Genomic DNA, 16330 nt, shown 5'->3' on the forward strand with positions numbered 1-16330 from the left:
ATTAAATCAGGATGAACAACTGCGGTTGGTATCAGAATGGAAATAAATTCAAACTTTATACGTAGTGGAAATGGGTGGCGTGAAAGTCCAAAAGTTGAAGGCGTTTCTCTTGTTGAATGCCAGAATTGGCTTGGTTTTATTGAATTTCTTCATGATGAAAAAACACTACGAAACAACCAAGGGTACTGTTTCAGAGGACAATCTTCTGAAACATGGGACTTGAAATCGACCTTAAAGCGTCAGATCCAATCGGATGATGTGTCACAACTAACTCAAATTGAAACAGATGTTCTGACGCGTTTTAAAAAATATTGCATAGGCCGCAGAGGGCTTAATCCAAGGCAACTGGAAGATAACGAGTATTGGGCTCTAGGCCAACATTATGGACTTAATACCCCTCTACTCGATTGGACTGATTCGCCTTATGTAGCCGCGTTTTTTGCATTTCACTCTGACAATTCCGATACTGAAAATGTTGTCGTTTGGGCGCTATCAAAATCTGTCGATAAAGAAATTAACAACGATGAAAATTTAGATAAATTGCAATTTCTTGATCTAAATATTGATGAAAATGCCAGACTGATAAACCAAAAAGGATTATTTGTACGCACACCTAATATGGAATGTGTAGAAACCTACGCAAATAGTATCGCTGACAAGCCTTATGTCGTGCTGGCTAAAATACTAATTCCAAAATCAGAACGCATTTTCGCCTTGGACTCATTAGACAAAATGAACATTAGCTCGTTAACCCTGTTTCCTGATCTGACAGGAGCGGCTCATTTTACGAATTACATCCAAAAACGAGATTGTAGATAACTATTAAGCTAAGTCATCATTTGATTTGGCATCCATCCCCTTAGCCGCAAGCCGTTCAAAAATGGGTGGCCAAGGTTTTAAGACGAGGAGTGTTTGAGCGAGGAGCGGTAGCGACGAACGAGTTGCCGAGTCGCCTTGGACGCACTTTTTTGAGCGGGCTTTCGCAGCGGCCAGGGTCGCCTTTTCTTTGGATACTTTCTTTTGGCGACGCAAAAGAAAGTATCTCGCCAACGGCGAAAGCGTTTTTATAAGATAATTTAAGCAGGCTAGCGGACAGGGATAAACCCCGTCCCTACAACCTAAAAACAACTGCGACGAGTTACGACTTAATCATTATCCGTTAAACCCGCCACAGTCACGCCAGACAATAAACCTGAGCCCGTTGTGCCTTCTTTTAGTTTCATCATCAAACGTAAATCGTTTGGTGAATCAGCATAGTGCAGCGCGTCAGCGTGGCTGATTTGGCCTGCTTTGTATAAATCGTACAGCGCCTGGTCAAAGGTTTGCATGCCCAGTTCACGGGATTTACTCATCACCGCTTTGATTTCACCTATCTCGCCGCGTTTAATTAAATCAGCTATAAGCGGTGAATTGAGCAACACTTCAATAGCGGCCACCCGTTTTTTACCATCCACAGTAGGCACCAGTTGCTGGGCCACTATGGCGCGTAAATTCAGTGATAAATCAAACAGCAGCTTGCCGTGTTTTTCTTTGGGCACCAAATGCATAATGCGGTCTATGCCCTGATTGGCGTTGTTGGCGTGCAAAGTTGCAATACATAAGTGACCAGTTTCGGCAAAAGACAAGGCGTATTCCATGGTGTCCTGACTACGGATTTCACCGATCAGAATGACATCCGGAGCCTGACGCAATGAGCTTTTCAGCGCCGCTTCAAACGACTCGGTATCAATCCCCACTTCACGTTGCGTCACCAGGCTTTTTTGGTGATCGTGCACAAATTCAATAGGATCTTCGATAGTTAAAATATGGCCACGGGCATTTTGATTGCGATAGCCCAGTAATGCCGCCAGCGAGGTGGATTTACCAGCGCCCGTACCACCAACAAAGAGCACCAAACCACGTTTGGACATAATAATGTCTTTGAGTACAGCGGGCAGACCTAAGTCATCGGCTTTAGGGATAGTGGTGACAATACGACGTACCACCATACCGGCCTGGTCCCGTTGCCAAAATGCTGACACCCGAAAGCGCCCTGCCTCATTGGCAATAGCGAAGTTACATTCTTTGTCCTGCTGAAACTGGGCTTGTTGCTTTGCTGTCATGGCCGATAACACCAACGCCAGCGATTGCTCAGGGTTCAGCACTTGTTCTGCTATAGGCTGCATTTCACCGTTAATTTTCGCCGAAGCTGCTAACCCCGCAGTGATAAATAAATCCGAAGCACCAGCAGCTACCATTTTGTGTAAATAGTCGATTAAGCCCATTGCTGTTACCCCATCCGGCCCATAGAGCCCATGCTGTTAAAGGAGTTTTTATCCTGAGCTTTTGCCAACGCATCTTTTTGATTGATCACACCACGGCTGACCAGATTAATCAGACATTGATCCATGGTCTGCATACCATGAGCGGCACCTGTTTGGATCACTGAGTACATCTGGGCAATTTTATCTTCGCGAATAAGGTTACGAATAGCCGGAACCCCCAACATAATTTCGTGGGCTGCAACCCGGCCACCGCCGTTTTTCTTCAGTAGCGTTTGTGAAATAACAGCCCGTAGCGATTCAGACAACATAGAGCGCACCATGGCTTTTTCTTCACCTGGGAATACGTCAATAATCCTGTCTATGGTTTTTGGCGCTGAGGTGGTGTGCAAGGTACCAAACACTAAATGGCCTGTTTCAGCTGCGGTCATCGCCAGACGAATGGTTTCCAAATCACGCAGTTCACCGACCAGTATCACATCAGGGTCTTCACGCAGGGCGGAGCGCAAGGCATTGCTAAAACTATGGGTATCACGGTGCACTTCACGCTGGTTAATTAAACTCAGTTTGTTCTGGTGCACAAATTCAATAGGGTCTTCTATCGTCAGAATATGGTGATTTTTGGTGCTGTTGATATAGTCAATCATAGCCGCTAGGGTAGTGGATTTCCCCGAACCTGTAGGACCAGTCACCAGCACCAGCCCACGAGGATTGTCAGAAATACTACGAAACACATCAGGGGCATTTAAGTCTTCCAGGCTTAACACGTCACTTGGGATGGTACGAAATACAGCAGCAGCGCCGCGGTTTTGCACAAAAGCATTGACACGAAAACGCGCTAAACCCGGCACTTCAAAAGAAAAGTCGGATTCGAGCTTTTCTTCGTATTCTTTACGCTGACGGTCATTCATAATGTCGTACACCAAAGAGTGCACCGCTTTGTGGTCTAAAGCCGGAATATTTAAACGTCGTACATCGCCATCCACCCGGATAAGTGGCGGCACACCGGCTGATAAATGTAGATCCGAGGCTTTATGTTGCACACTAAAGGCGAGTAATTCGGTAATATCCATGGTGAAAAGCACTCCAAAGCAAGGGCCAGAAACAGAGTTGATATGACAAACAACATAGCAGAAGCGTTGAAATCAGCCTACAACGCCATCACAGAATTTCAGATAAAACAGCAATTAACGCCGCAAAGCCGTCTGATTGCTGTCAGTAAAACCAAACCAGCCTCCTCTGTCACTACCGCTTATCAGGCAGGTCAACGCGCTTTTGGTGAAAACTATGTGCAGGAACTGGTCAGTAAAGCGACAGAACTAAGTCACCTTAATGGTATTGAATGGCATTTTATTGGCCCTATTCAGTCGAATAAAACCAAAGACATAGCGCAATACGCCGACTGGGTGCACAGCATAGAGCGATTAAAAATTGCTGAACGTTTATCAGCACAACGCCCTTTGGATAAAGCTCCACTGCAGGTGCTGCTGCAGGTCAATATCAGTGGCGAGGAGTCTAAATCAGGGATCAAACCCGACGAGCTGTTGCAGCTGGCCGACACTGTCGCCAAATTACCGCAGCTTACACTCAAAGGGTTGATGGCCATTCCAGAACCGGGTAAAGGCGCTGAAGCTTTTGAGCAAATGCAAAAGCTGTCACTGCAATTGCAACAGCAACATCCTGATGCAAAAGAACTTTCGATGGGCATGTCAGATGACTGGCAAGACGCTCTGCGCTTTGGTTCTACTATGATAAGATTAGGCACGGCCATTTTCGGAGCCAGGGAAACAAATTCGCATGATTGACAATACAGTGGCATTTATCGGTGCCGGCAATATGGCACAGTGCATTAATACGATGGGGCATGATCATGTCCGCAGCCATGGAAACAAATTCGCATGATTGACAATACAGTGGCATTTATCGGTGCCGGCAATATGGCACAGTGCATTATCGGCGGCATGATTAAGCAGGGTTATCCGGCTGAAAATATCATTGCTGCCAACCGTAATGCGGAAAAGTTAAAGGCCTTGAAAAGCCAGTACAAGATTGCAACCACTACAGACAATATCGACGCAGTGACTAAAGCTGATGTCATAGTACTGGCGGTGAAACCTCAGATGATGGCTGAAGTCTGTCAGCAACTGATAGAACAGGCCCCTGAATGTCAGGAAAAACTGTTTATTTCTGTCGCAGCAGGTATTTCTGTCGAGCGTTTTGAGCAAATGTTAGGCCAGGTGCGTATTATTCGCGCTATGCCAAACACTCCGGCTTTGGTGGGTTTAGGCGTCACAGGTTTATTCCCAAGCCGCTGCTCTGTCTACGAGCAGTCTTTTACCGAAAAACTTTTTGCTGGCACAGGCAAAACGGTCTGGCTGGAAAAAGAGCAGGACATTAACGCTATTATTGCGGTCACTGGCAGCGCACCGGCCTATTTTTTCTACTTTATGCAGGCCATGCAGCAAGTGGCACAGGAACTGGGGTTTGATGAAACTCAGGCCAAAGCTATGGTGGCCCAAACGGCTCTAGGTGCAGCTACTATGGCCAGTCAGTCAGACTTATCTTTTGAAGCGCTGCGTGCTCAGGTGACCTCCAAAGGCGGCACCACACACGAAGCCATTGAAACTTTTAAACAACATAAGCTTGAAAGCATGGTCAAAGACGCCATGTATGCAGCTATACGCCGTGCTGAAGAAATGGCAAAAACTCTTTAAGGACTCATAATGACCGAAGCATTCTTTTTTCTGTTAAGCAGCCTGATCAAACTTTATTTGATGGTGGTGCTGCTGCGTATCTGGCTGCAAAGCGCCAAAGCCGATTTTTACAATCCATTCAGCCAGTTTGTCGTTAAAGCCACCAATCCGGCTATTATTCCGCTGCGTCGTTTTCTGCCAAGCATGGGCCCGGTCGACACCGCCAGTTGGATCTTTGCTTTTGCCATTTGTGTGCTGCATGTGGTGATAGTACAACTGCTGCAATTAGGTCAGGTGCTTTACATGTATTTGCCATTAAGTGCCTTGGTGTTGCTGATCACCGAAGCCTTGCAACTGGCATTCTGGATATTAGTGATCCGCGCTTTACTGAGCTGGTTCAGCCAAGGCCGTAACCCGGTTGAGCTGGTGATGCATCAGTTAACCGAACCCTTATTACGCCCGGTACGCAGAGTCATTCCTGTAATGGGTGGTCTGGATTTATCTTTACTGGTGGTGCTTTTGGGCATTCAGTTTATCCAGATTTTATTGACCAATATGTTACGCGGTTTCTAAATGTTAACCCGACTGGCCAATGGCGATATCTTATTGCAACTGCATGTGCAGCCTGGAGCCAGCCGTGATCAGTTTTTAGGTTTGCATGGTGATGCCATCAAAGTGGCGATTAAAGCCCCACCTGTTGATGGCAAAGCCAATGCTCATTTACAACAGTTTCTGGCACAAAGTTTTGACGTCGCCAAACGTCAGGTGCTGCTGGAAAAGGGCGAACTAAGCCGGCAGAAAAAATGGCGAATTCTGGCGCCCTGCTCTGTTCCCGACGCCTTACAACCTTATCTGGAGTCCTGATGAAAAACTATTTGCTGGCAGCAAGCCTGGTTCTGGCCTTTTTTATGAATCCACTTCAGGCTGAACAAAAGAAAGTACTGGGGCCATGGGATGTGCATTACATCGCTTTTGACAGCACTATTATTGATGCCAAAATAGCACAAAGTTATCAGCTGCAGCGCAGTAAATATCAGGCTGTGCTGAATATTTCAGTACTGAACAGTGCAGACCAAAAAGCACAACAAGTACGCATTTCCGGCACTGCGACAGATCTAACGCAAAAGCAGATCGAACTCAGCTTTCGTGAAGTAAAAGAAGGCGATGCCATTTATTATCTGGCACAAGTGCCGGTGCACGACCAAAAACATCTGAACTTTAAACTGGATATCTGGCAAGGCACAGAAAACCAGAAGCTTGAGTTCTCCCAGATGTTTTATACCGAATAATCCCCTGTTTATCTGGCTCAGTATCCACTGAGCCTTTTTGTTTCAAAGGTTTCCCTCATGAATAAACTTGTTTTAGCCACCGGTAATAAAGGCAAATTAGCCGAATTATCTGCCCTGCTTGCACCTTTTGACTGGCAGGTCGTGCCGCAGTCCGATTTTCAGGTGCCGGACGCTATTGAAGATGGCTTAAGTTTTATTGAAAACGCGCTGATTAAAGCCCGTCATGCCAGCCGTTTAACTGGTTTGCCCGCTATTGCCGACGACTCAGGCTTGGCTGTGGATGCTTTAGGTGGCGCACCTGGTATTTATTCAGCCCGTTATGCCGGTGAACATGGCAATGATTTAAAAAATCTGCAGCAATTGCTGCTGGATTTAAAAGATGTACCACAAGGCGAGCGTGCCGCCCAGTTTCACTGTGTGTTGGCTTTTGTGCGTCATGCCGACGATCCTGTACCTGTGATAGCTCATGGTATTTGGCATGGCCAGATTGCCTTTGAAGCGGCAGGTTCAGGTGGTTTTGGTTACGACCCTATATTTATTCCTGATGACTGCAAGCCTGACGATGTCCAAAGCGCAGCATCAACACAGTGTACTGCTGCTGAATTAAGCTCAGAGCAGAAAAAAGCTATCAGCCACAGAGGCAAAGCTCTGCGCTTATTGGTGTCTTTATTAAAAGGCGAACACGCCTGATGAGCCTGGCATCAACCACACAGCTGCAACTGCCGCCGCTGGCGCTTTATATCCATATTCCCTGGTGTATTCAAAAGTGCCCTTACTGCGACTTTAACTCGCATGCGGTGAAACAAGGTATTCCAGAGCAGGAATATATCAGCCATTTGTTGGCCGATTTACGCCAGGATTTAAGCTATGTGCAAGGCCGTAAAATCAGCTCGATATTTATTGGTGGTGGCACACCCAGTACTTTTAGTGGCGAAGGCATTCAGGCTATTTTAGATGGCGTGCGCAAAGAGTTGCAGTTAACAGACGACTGCGAAATCACTATGGAAGCCAATCCAGGTACAGTGGAAGCAGCGCGTTTTGCCGCTTATGTGGCCGCTGGCGTGACCCGTTTTTCTATTGGCGTACAAAGTTTTCAAACCGAACAACTGAAAGCCTTAGGCCGTATTCATGATTGCGATGAAGCCATTAAAGCAGCACAACTGGCCGCCACCTTACCACTGCAAAGTTTTAACCTGGATTTAATGCATGGTTTGCCCAATCAGGATGTTGCAGGTGCTTTGGCCGATTTACAACAAGCTATAGATTTAAAACCACCGCATTTATCCTGGTATCAGCTAACGATAGAACCTAATACCGCCTTTGCGTCGCGCCCTCCTGTGCTGCCGGAAGACGAAGCCTTGTGGGATATTCAGGAGCAAGGCCATCAGCTATTACAACAACATGGCTACACTCAGTACGAAATCTCAGCCTATAGCCAAAGCGGCTTGCAGTGCAGACACAACCTGAACTATTGGCGTTATGGCGACTACTTAGGTATTGGCTGTGGCGCTCATGGCAAAATCACAGTGCCAGGTACTGGCAAAATTATCCGGCCGGTAAAAATTAAGCACCCCAAAGGCTATATGGATATCAGCAAAGGCTATCTGGATGAGAGCACTGAAGTGGCGCCTGAAGATAGAGCTTTTGAGTTTTTTATGAACCGCTTTCGTTTACTCGAAGCGTGCCCTAAACAGGATTTCAGCGCTTATACCGGCTTGCCCGTCACATCTGTGGAAGATGCACTTGCCAAAGCAGAGCAACTGGGGTTAATTAACAGCACAGAATTACACTGGCAAATCAGTCCAAAAGGCGCACGTTACCTGAATGATTTGCTGTCCTTATTCATTGACTAACCATTCATAAAACAAAGGTCCATATATGTATTTACGTTATTCAGCACTGGCGCTTGCAGTAAGCCTGGCGACAGTTGCAGGTTGTAAACCAGCCCCAACTCCGATCGATCAAAGCAAAATCATTGAAGCTACTGTGGTTCTGACGGAAAACCAAAAAGCCGACGCGCTGTTCGAGAAAGTTTTCCAGCAGTCTGTCGATAACAGTCCGGAAACACAAACCGCTTTAGGTTTAAAAACCAATTACGATCAGTGGGATGATTTATCTGAAGCTCAAACGCAAAAAGAGCTGGAACAAGCCAAAGAACAACTGGCGCAGGTGCAAGCCTTGAATATGCAAAGCCTCGACACTGGCCGCCAATTGAGTGTAAAGCTGTTAACAGCGCGTTTGCAGGCCCGTTTAGATGATGCCAAGTGGGACTTGTACAGCTACCCAGTGAATCAAATGTTTGGCACCCACTCCAATGTGCCTTCTTTACTGATTAACCAGCACAGCATCAGCGATGAATCAGATGCCAAAGCTTACATTGGCCGCTTAAAAGGCGTGACCACCTATTTCAAGCAACTGGAACAACAACTGCAGGCCCGCGCCGATATAGGCATATTGCCGCCTAAATTTGTATTTGGCCACGTGATAGGTGCCAGCCGTAATATCATCAGCGGTGCACCTTTTGACGGTGGCAACGACAGCACTTTATTGGCCGATTTCCGCGGCAAGGTACAAGAACTGAAGCTGGAACAGGCTGAAAAAGACTTGCTGATCAAAGAAGCTGAACTGGCTTTGGTGGGCAGTGTAAAACCTGCCTATGAAAACCTGATCAAATTGCTGACCACCTTAGAAGAAAAAGCCGGTACTGAAGATGGCGTATGGCGCTTTAAAGATGGCGACTCCTATTACGCTACCCGTTTAGCCCGCATCACCACCACAGATTACAGCGCAGACAAAATCCATCAGTTGGGTTTGTCTGAAGTTGCCCGTATTCACGAAGAAATGAAAGGCATTATGAAAAAAGTCGGCTTTAAAGGCGACTTACAGCAGTTTTTTGCCTTTATGCGCGACGATCCACAGTTTTATTACCCAGATACAGCCGAAGGCAAAGCAGAGTATTTAGCCGAAGCCACTCGTCTGATCGATACCATGAAATCGCGCTTGGATGAGCTCTTTATCGTTAAACCTAAAGCCGATATGGTGGTAAAAGCGGTTGAGCCTTTCCGTGAGCAATCAGCGGGTAAAGCCTTTTACGAGCAACCTTCTATGGATGGCAGCCGTCCTGGTATTTATTACGCCAACCTGTACCGCATGAGTGGTATGCCAAAGTATCAAATGGAAGCTTTGGCTTATCATGAAGGTATTCCGGGCCATCATATGCAAATTGCTATAGCGCAAGAGCTGGACAATGTGCCTAAGTTCCGTAAGTTTGGTGGTTATACCGCTTATATCGAAGGCTGGGGTTTATACACTGAGTTCCTGCCCAAAGAGATTGGCATGTATCAGGATCCCTACTCCGACTTCGGCCGTTTAGCCATGGAACTATGGCGCGCCTGCCGTTTGGTGGTCGACACTGGTTTACACAATAAAAAATGGACCCGCGAACAGGCCATTCAATATTTGGTAGACACGACACCAAACTCAAAAGGTGAAGCGGTAAATGCTATAGAGCGTTACATCGTTATGCCTGGCCAGGCCACGGCTTACACTGTCGGCATGCTGAAAATGCTGGAACTGCGTGAAAAAGCCAAAACAGCGCTGGGCGATAAATTCGACATCCGCCAATTCCACGACGTAGTGCTGAAAAACGGCGCAGTGCCACTGGACGTGCTGGAGCAGTTAGTGGATCAGTATATTCAGGCGGCTAAAGCTGCAGCTTAACTGGTGTTGACCCTATTGATACTGTAGGGGCGCCCCTTGTGGGCGCCCTTTTTTATGATGAAGTCTTTCTAATCTGGCTGTTCTTGTTTAACTTCCGAGACTTTCTTTTACTTCGCCAAAAGAAAGTATCCTTTGCAATTGAAACCTAGTGCTTTTTGTATGCAGTCTGATTGTACAAAAGAATTTTCGGTTGACCTGCGGTGATGCTAAAACTGACGCCAACACCAGTATCTTCATGCAGGTAGGTATTTTCCCCCTGAACTGCAGTCAGTGGATAAATATCACCATTTGGAAATTTGACAGCAATACCGTCGGCTTGCGCTGTTTGAACAATGTCGGCCTGCCAACCAGAGTCAAAATGATATTCACCAACAAAGAGCGTCTGCTCTTTCAGATTAACTTTGCGCTTATCGACAGCTTTTGGCTTAAAACCAGGCCAGTTGTAAACAAATGAAGCGGCCCTGATCATTTCAAGCCCCACACTATATCCTGCATCGGAGTTTGTCATAAAGACTGCGCCATCCCCAGTCTCCGGATACATCACCAGTAAGCATCTGTATCCTATGTTGCCACCACCGTGCTGAAATAAAAACTGCTCAGCTGCACCAGCTACTATCAATGTCATAGCGGGTTGCCCACCAAACTCGGCTGACAGATCTTTATCTGGCATAACAGGCGCTAACATTTTTTTGGCAGAGGCTTGTGATAGAAGCTTACTTTTTCCCTTGTATGCCCTGCTCAGTTCGATTGTAAGCTTTGCTAAGTCTGTTGGCGTAGACCACAATCCTGCAGCAGCTTGTTCAGGATGCACCCGCCATCCGCCTGTAAGGGTCTTACCTGAACTATCATGGCCCAAGGCAATTTGAACGCCCTGTTTTTGCGGATAATCCATGGCAAATGAGCTATGGTTCATGCCAAGTTTCGACAAAACCCAATCATCCATAACTCGCTCAAAAGGTTGTCCGAACATGTCACTCAAGGTTATTTCAGCCAGGGTATATCCCGCGCCTGAATAGCGCACCATAGTTCCGGGCGTGGCTTCAACGCTAGCAGCTTTGGAAGTTGCAGGTTTTACACCGTTAAAAACTTGACGATCCGACGGTATTTCGGTGCCTTTTTCATAACCCAGATAGCCTCCTGCAGTCAGTCCTGAACTGTGATCCAGGATGTTTTTAAAGGTAACTGGAGCCTCAGCCGTCTGTTTACCTTGGGCTAAGGTCAATGACTTTAGATAGTTCTCAATACTGACATCAATATCTAAAATACCTTGATCCTGCATTCTCATCACAGCAAAAGCTGTTACAGGTTTTGCAATAGAGGCGGCCTGAAATACAGTGCTTGCCGTTATAGCCTGATCTGATGATGCCGAGATAGCACCATAGCCGCTGGCCCATGACAGTTCCCCTTTGTGGATCAGGGCAAAACTGATAGCCGGCACTTTATGATGTGAAAGTCGTTCATTTACCGTAAAGGTTTTCAGTTTTTCCTTGCTGAATTGAACTGGCAGAAGCAAAGCTTTTTCAACTGAGGCTTGCAGTTCAGTGGTGCTCTGTTCCTGTTCAACACCAGATTTAGCCTGCACAAAACAGGCGCTTGCAGCGAGTACCACTAATCCAAACTTTTTCATACTTTCCTCTATAGCGAAGCTCAAATATAAGAGCTGTTAGGATTTCTGAAAGACGAATTATGGGCATGATATTTCTATGACTTTTTATGACCTTTAATGACCTGACTGGGTGAATATGATAGTTTTCGGCCTCCAAAGGGAAGGAAGCAAGAAGTTATGCGTTGGCAAATTGAAGGTTTTATTTTTTGTGATCAGCAACAGTCGTTAACCCATAATGCCAAAGTGCAGCAGTTAGAACCGATCCTTGTTGAATTACTGTCCTATTTTTGCAACCACCCAGATAGAATCATCAGCAGGGATGAACTGGTGGAAGTAGTATGGCTAGGTCGCACAGTAACCGATAGTGCAGTGAACAGAGCCATCACCAAGTTGAGGCGATGTCTTGGTGATGATCCAAAAGTCCCCCGCTTTATCGCAACTTTTCCTAAAAAAGGTTACAAGTTTATTGCATCAGCCGATAAATCTATGTCGGATCAACCAAATAGCCTGCTGCAAAAGCAAAGCTCTGAGCAAACAACCACCCCCAATTCCAAAGGGCATCCCAGACAGGCTTTTTATATCGTCCTTGCCATCATCAGTGTTTTTATTGTGTTGTTCTGGTTTAAACCAAACAGCGATACCTCAACGCTATTAACTATGGCAAAACCCCTCACCCGCTCCGGTGGTCAAGAATGGCAGCCACGAATTTCTCCTGATCAGCAGTACCTGACCTATACAGCAATTGTTGCCAACAAAATGCAACTGTTTATCAAACAGCTATCTGATGGAAGCACGGTAGAAGTGATGTACTCAGACGACCCACAAGCCTGGGTTGGGCCTGCCAGTTGGAACTCAAGCGGTAATAAGTTGGTTTACCTGGTCGCAACCAAGGATTACTGCCGCTATTACATCAGGTCCTTTGCAGCGATGAAGATTGGCGAACCGCAGCTGATCCACAATTGTCCTGCAGGTAGCTACGGAAAAATCGCGTTTTCACATTCAGATGATTTTTTAATTTTTACCGAACGCACCGCAACTGATTCGCCCTATGTGTTATTTGGATTTGACCTGACCACAGGCCAGAAGCGCAGACTTAACCAGCCTGCTTTGATACTGGGCGGCAATGCCTCTTTTGATTTGCATCCGACCCAAAACAAGTTGCTTGTATCCTCTGTAGACGAACAAATGTGGGAGGGGTTTTATGCCATTAACCTTGATACAGATGAACTGAAACTATTGTTTAAGCTCGATAGCTATATCTGTTGCGGTATTTGGGATCACTCAGGCAAACGTGTGGTATTGATGGGCGAACACCCAGCGGTGCAACTTATTAGCTACGATTTGCAAGGGAAAGACAGGCAGGTACTTTATGCTGGGTCTCAGCAATTATATGCGCCGGAACGACACGCCAACGGAAGAGATTATTTGTTTCCGGCAGGCAGAAACAATCTTGATATCAATTTTTACAGCTTTACCTCACGCGATATAACGCAGATCACCACTACATCTGTGGATGACAGGTTGGCAGTCGTTAGCCCCCAACAAGATAAAGTAGCCTACATAGGGCTAGCAACTGGCACAGAAGAAATATGGATAGCAGATAGCTATGGATCAAATCAACGCCAGTTGACCAGATTTAATGATCAACGACACTATCTGGATTTAAAGTGGTCGACAAATGGAGCAACCCTTGCTGGATTAACTTTAAACGAAATCCATTTGATTGATATGAACACAAACCAGAGCCGTGTGCTGACAATACCTCAGACGGAGATACGCGCTCTATCTTTTAAAGATGAGCACACTATTTATTACAGTGTTAAACAAGACGGCCAGTGGTTAGTAAAACAATACAACACACTCACTGATCAAGTCTCAGGTATGGATCACAAATGGCAGTATGTCCGATTTGATGCCGATGCAGCTAATACCTTGTGGGTCGATCAGCAAAACAATTTGTACACAGGTGCCGCTGCTGAGCCAGCGGAAACGTTTCAGCTTCACAAGCCAGAGATCATGACAGGTCGGAATTTTAATGTCAGAAAACTGGGGAAGTATTGGTATTGGCAACAGTGGGACAACGACAGGTATCAGCTATATAAAATGGGACCAGAACACAAACAGCCTGCCCCTGTGGTGCGCTCCGATAGTCCGCATTTTGATCTGTCTGCACAAGGTATTTATTATCACAGTGCAGAACGAAGAGACACAGATGTATTTCAGACGGTTACGATGAAGTAGTGATGAGCAAAATGCTGGAACTGCGAAAAAAGCCAAAGCTTAAAGTTGTATTTTGCTGCAGTTATGTAGTTCAGAGGCGTCCCATATGGGCGCCCGTTTTTACGCTGCAAGTCAGCTGCAGAAATCCCCCAGAAACGCCCAACGCGACTATTTTTCAAACCCAGCTATTGATCAAATAAGGTAAAGCTATTAAACGGATTCGTAACAGCTTTGACGTTCCGTTATGTCGAAAATTTATACACACTGTGCCTTATCCCATTATTGTGGCTTAAGGATACGCTTCAATGTTTACCGTTAAAACCTTCATTACAAATAGAAAACCCTTAGCGCAGCTGTGCCTGGCTTTATCTTTTTCAGGGATCCTGGCCTGCGGCACGGCACGGGCAGAGACAGCGCCCTCCCGCTTCGACAACCCTATTATTAAATACGATACCAAAGACCCAACCAATAAAGTGGGCGAACTGATCTACACTGCAGATCCGGCCGCTTTGGTACTTGATGACACTTTATATTTGTACAGCACGCACGATGAGGCGTTGCCGGATGGCAAAGATTATCGGATGTACGACTACCGGCTTTGGACCAGTAAAGACTTAGTGACCTGGCAAAACAAAGGCGCAGTCTTTCGTTACTCTGACTTTATCTGGGCCAGAGGAGACCAAAAAACTGGCAACGCTTACGCCCACCACGTGATCCACCGTAAAGATCAGTCAGGCAAGTCCAAATATTATTTTTATGCCGCAGTGGAAGGTGGCCAAACCGAAGGAAAATTTGGTTTTTCTATTGGCGTGGCCGTATCAGATAGCCCTGAAGGCCCATTTAAAGACGCACGCGGTATGCCAATGATTTTGCTGGAAGATACCGCAAAGGACAAAGATCACACCTGGCGCAATATAGACCCAGCCGTCTTTATTGATGACGATGGCAAAGCCTACCTGTATTGGGGCAATCAGCAGTTGTGGTGGGTTGAGCTTGAAGCCGATTTAGTGCATTTGAAAGGCGAAAGCTACAGCCTGGATGCCCAAGGCAAGATGCAAAACCGCGATACCAGCAAGGTGAAAATCCATGCTGTCGATACTTTGCCTAATTTCGAGGAAGGCCCTTACCTGTCCAAGCACAACGGCATCTATTATTTGGTCTATGCGGCGGGTTTTCCGGAGAGCCTGGCTTATGCCACCAGCTCATCCGCCACAGGCCCCTGGAAGTACCAGGGCATCATTATGGAACCTCTGCCTAACACCACCACCATCCACCCGGCGATGTTTGATTTTAAAGGCAACACCTATCTCGCCTATCACAGCGCTGACCTGCCGGGAGGAGGTAATTACCGCCGTTCAGTTAGCCTCGACAGAGTCTATTTCAATAAAGACGGCACTATTAAACCCATAGTGAGAACGTCCAAAAAATAGTGCGAACGTCTAAGAGATAGCCCGGACGTCTAAGAGATCGCCCGGACTTCAAAGAAATAGCCAGAACCATCTGTTTATTCAAAAGACACAACAAGGAAAGGAATGAGATGAAAACCAACTTTATAAATCGCAGCTCCTCACACTTTAACCTGTTCAGGCAGAGCCTGTTGCTGGCCGCATGTTTATGGACGGCACAAACGGTGGCGCAGGCCAACGATGTGATGACGCCAATAGCAGCACCCGATCAAAGCAATGCGATAGAACTTGGCACAGGCCCACTGCCGGATGCTAAAGCGCAAGAATCATGGCATTCGCAGTATGGCAGCAGATTTGCGCGTAACGTCACTGTCGCTACCCTGACACCTTTTCTGCCCGATGCAAATATAGCCAGCGGTGCTGCTGTAATAGTTGCGCCTGGTGGCGGTTTTCGCACCTTGTCGATGGACAACGAAGGCTGGGATGTAGCACGCGCTTTGGCGAAGCAAGGCATTGCCGCCTTTGTGCTGAAATACAGATTAAACCAAACACCAGCCGATATGGCGGCCTTTCAACAAGAAATGGCGCAGATGTTTTCTGGTACTGCCCGTCGCCCGCCCCGCCCTGATCCGGCCGAAATGGCGACTCGCCTGGCACCGCAGCTTGAAGACTCAAGCGCAGCCTTTGCACTTATTCGCAAACGCGCCACCGAATGGAAAATCGATCCGGACCGTATTGGCATGATAGGTTTTTCAGCCGGTGCCATGCTGACTATGGCAACAACGCTGGTAGGTAAAGAGTCAGGTAAAGACGCTAAGCCAGCCTTTATTGCCAATATCTACGGTCCCTTGGCTGAAGTCACAGTGCCAGCCGATGCGCCGCCGCTATTTGTTGCACTCGCCGCAGACGATCCTTTTTTCGCCAATGGTGACTTTGGTTTGATCAAAAGCTGGCATCTCGCCAAGAAGCCGGTTGAGTTTCACTTTTATGAGCAAGGCGGTCACGGCTTTGGCATGTACCCCAAAGACACTACAAGCACAGGCTGGTTCAATGCTTTTAGTAGCTGGCTAAAGATGCACGGCATGATGAAGCCTAAAGCCTAAAAGCCAGACGACTAATCTGGCCGCCTCTTGTG

The 16330-nt window shown here is 46.7% G+C and carries 15 protein-coding genes; 12 read left to right on the plus strand and 3 right to left on the minus strand.

Translation table 11 applies throughout. From position 1 onward, the window contains the following. Positions 1 to 36: 36 nt before the first annotated feature. Positions 37 to 819, plus strand: coding sequence for an FRG domain-containing protein (locus tag P3C17_RS13715; protein WP_300929968.1), 783 nt, complete (start codon positions 37 to 39; stop codon positions 817 to 819). A 326-nt stretch (positions 820 to 1145) separates the two neighbouring features. On the opposite strand, the gene P3C17_RS13720 is transcribed toward P3C17_RS13715, so the two are convergent. Both P3C17_RS13720 and P3C17_RS13725 read right to left on the minus strand, forming a co-directional pair. Beyond that, positions 1146 to 2264, minus strand: coding sequence for a PilT/PilU family type 4a pilus ATPase (locus P3C17_RS13720; protein ID WP_300929969.1), 1119 nt, complete (start codon positions 2262 to 2264; stop codon positions 1146 to 1148). Between the two features lie 5 nt (positions 2265 to 2269). Further along, the gene (locus tag P3C17_RS13725; protein WP_233078286.1) at positions 2270 to 3334 is read right to left on the minus strand and encodes a type IV pilus twitching motility protein PilT; all 1065 of its coding nucleotides are present in this window, start codon (positions 3332 to 3334) and stop codon (positions 2270 to 2272) included. Between the two features lie 42 nt (positions 3335 to 3376). Here P3C17_RS13725 and P3C17_RS13730 point away from each other — a divergent pair, with 42 nt between their 5' ends. From P3C17_RS13730 to P3C17_RS13765, 8 genes are all read left to right on the plus strand, one after another. Further along, entirely contained in the window at positions 3377 to 4066 is a 690-nt protein-coding gene (locus tag P3C17_RS13730) for a YggS family pyridoxal phosphate-dependent enzyme (RefSeq protein ID WP_300929970.1), read from the plus strand. Between the two features lie 93 nt (positions 4067 to 4159). Beyond that, positions 4160 to 4975, plus strand: a complete 816-nt coding sequence (gene proC / locus P3C17_RS13735; protein WP_300929971.1) for a pyrroline-5-carboxylate reductase — start codon at positions 4160 to 4162, stop codon at positions 4973 to 4975. 9 nt (positions 4976 to 4984) lie between these two features. After that, on the plus strand, positions 4985 to 5527 hold the full coding sequence (locus tag P3C17_RS13740) for a YggT family protein (protein WP_233078289.1): 543 nt from the start codon (positions 4985 to 4987) through the stop codon (positions 5525 to 5527). Further along, a complete protein-coding gene (locus P3C17_RS13745) occupies positions 5528 to 5818 on the plus strand; it encodes a DUF167 family protein (RefSeq protein ID WP_300929972.1) in 291 nt (96 codons plus the stop codon). Then, entirely contained in the window at positions 5818 to 6243 is a 426-nt protein-coding gene (locus P3C17_RS13750; RefSeq protein WP_300929973.1) for a DUF4426 domain-containing protein, read from the plus strand. The genes P3C17_RS13745 and P3C17_RS13750 overlap by 1 nt, the downstream gene beginning before the upstream one ends. A 57-nt stretch (positions 6244 to 6300) precedes the next feature. Next, positions 6301 to 6933: an RdgB/HAM1 family non-canonical purine NTP pyrophosphatase gene (gene rdgB / locus P3C17_RS13755; RefSeq protein WP_300929974.1), complete on the plus strand. Its 633-nt coding sequence runs from the start codon at positions 6301 to 6303 to the stop codon at positions 6931 to 6933. Further along, positions 6933 to 8096, plus strand: coding sequence for a radical SAM family heme chaperone HemW (gene hemW, locus P3C17_RS13760; RefSeq protein WP_300929975.1), 1164 nt, complete (start codon positions 6933 to 6935; stop codon positions 8094 to 8096). The genes rdgB and hemW overlap by 1 nt, the downstream gene beginning before the upstream one ends. A gap of 25 nt (positions 8097 to 8121) precedes the next feature. Continuing rightward, entirely contained in the window at positions 8122 to 9963 is a 1842-nt protein-coding gene (locus tag P3C17_RS13765; protein WP_300929976.1) for a DUF885 domain-containing protein, read from the plus strand. A 145-nt stretch (positions 9964 to 10108) separates the two neighbouring features. Here the strand turns inward: P3C17_RS13765 and P3C17_RS13770 are convergent, their stop codons facing one another. Next, positions 10109 to 11590, minus strand: coding sequence for a serine hydrolase domain-containing protein (locus tag P3C17_RS13770; RefSeq protein ID WP_300929977.1), 1482 nt, complete (start codon positions 11588 to 11590; stop codon positions 10109 to 10111). 156 nt (positions 11591 to 11746) lie between these two features. Here P3C17_RS13770 and P3C17_RS13775 point away from each other — a divergent pair, with 156 nt between their 5' ends. The 3 genes from P3C17_RS13775 (at position 11747) to P3C17_RS13785 (ending at position 16298) form a co-directional block, all read left to right on the plus strand. Further along, a complete protein-coding gene (locus P3C17_RS13775; protein WP_300929978.1) occupies positions 11747 to 13810 on the plus strand; it encodes a transcriptional regulator in 2064 nt (687 codons plus the stop codon). Positions 13811 to 14094: 284 nt separating this feature from the next. Next, on the plus strand, positions 14095 to 15219 hold the full coding sequence (locus P3C17_RS13780; RefSeq protein ID WP_300929979.1) for a glycoside hydrolase family 43 protein: 1125 nt from the start codon (positions 14095 to 14097) through the stop codon (positions 15217 to 15219). 107 nt (positions 15220 to 15326) lie between these two features. After that, positions 15327 to 16298 (plus strand): alpha/beta hydrolase, encoded by a 972-nt coding sequence (locus P3C17_RS13785; protein ID WP_300929980.1) that lies wholly within the window; start codon positions 15327 to 15329, stop codon positions 16296 to 16298. Positions 16299 to 16330 lie beyond the last annotated feature (32 nt).

The organism is Rheinheimera sp. 1928-s (assembly GCF_029269265.1).
In the GTDB taxonomy this organism is placed as follows: domain Bacteria; phylum Pseudomonadota; class Gammaproteobacteria; order Enterobacterales; family Alteromonadaceae; genus Pararheinheimera.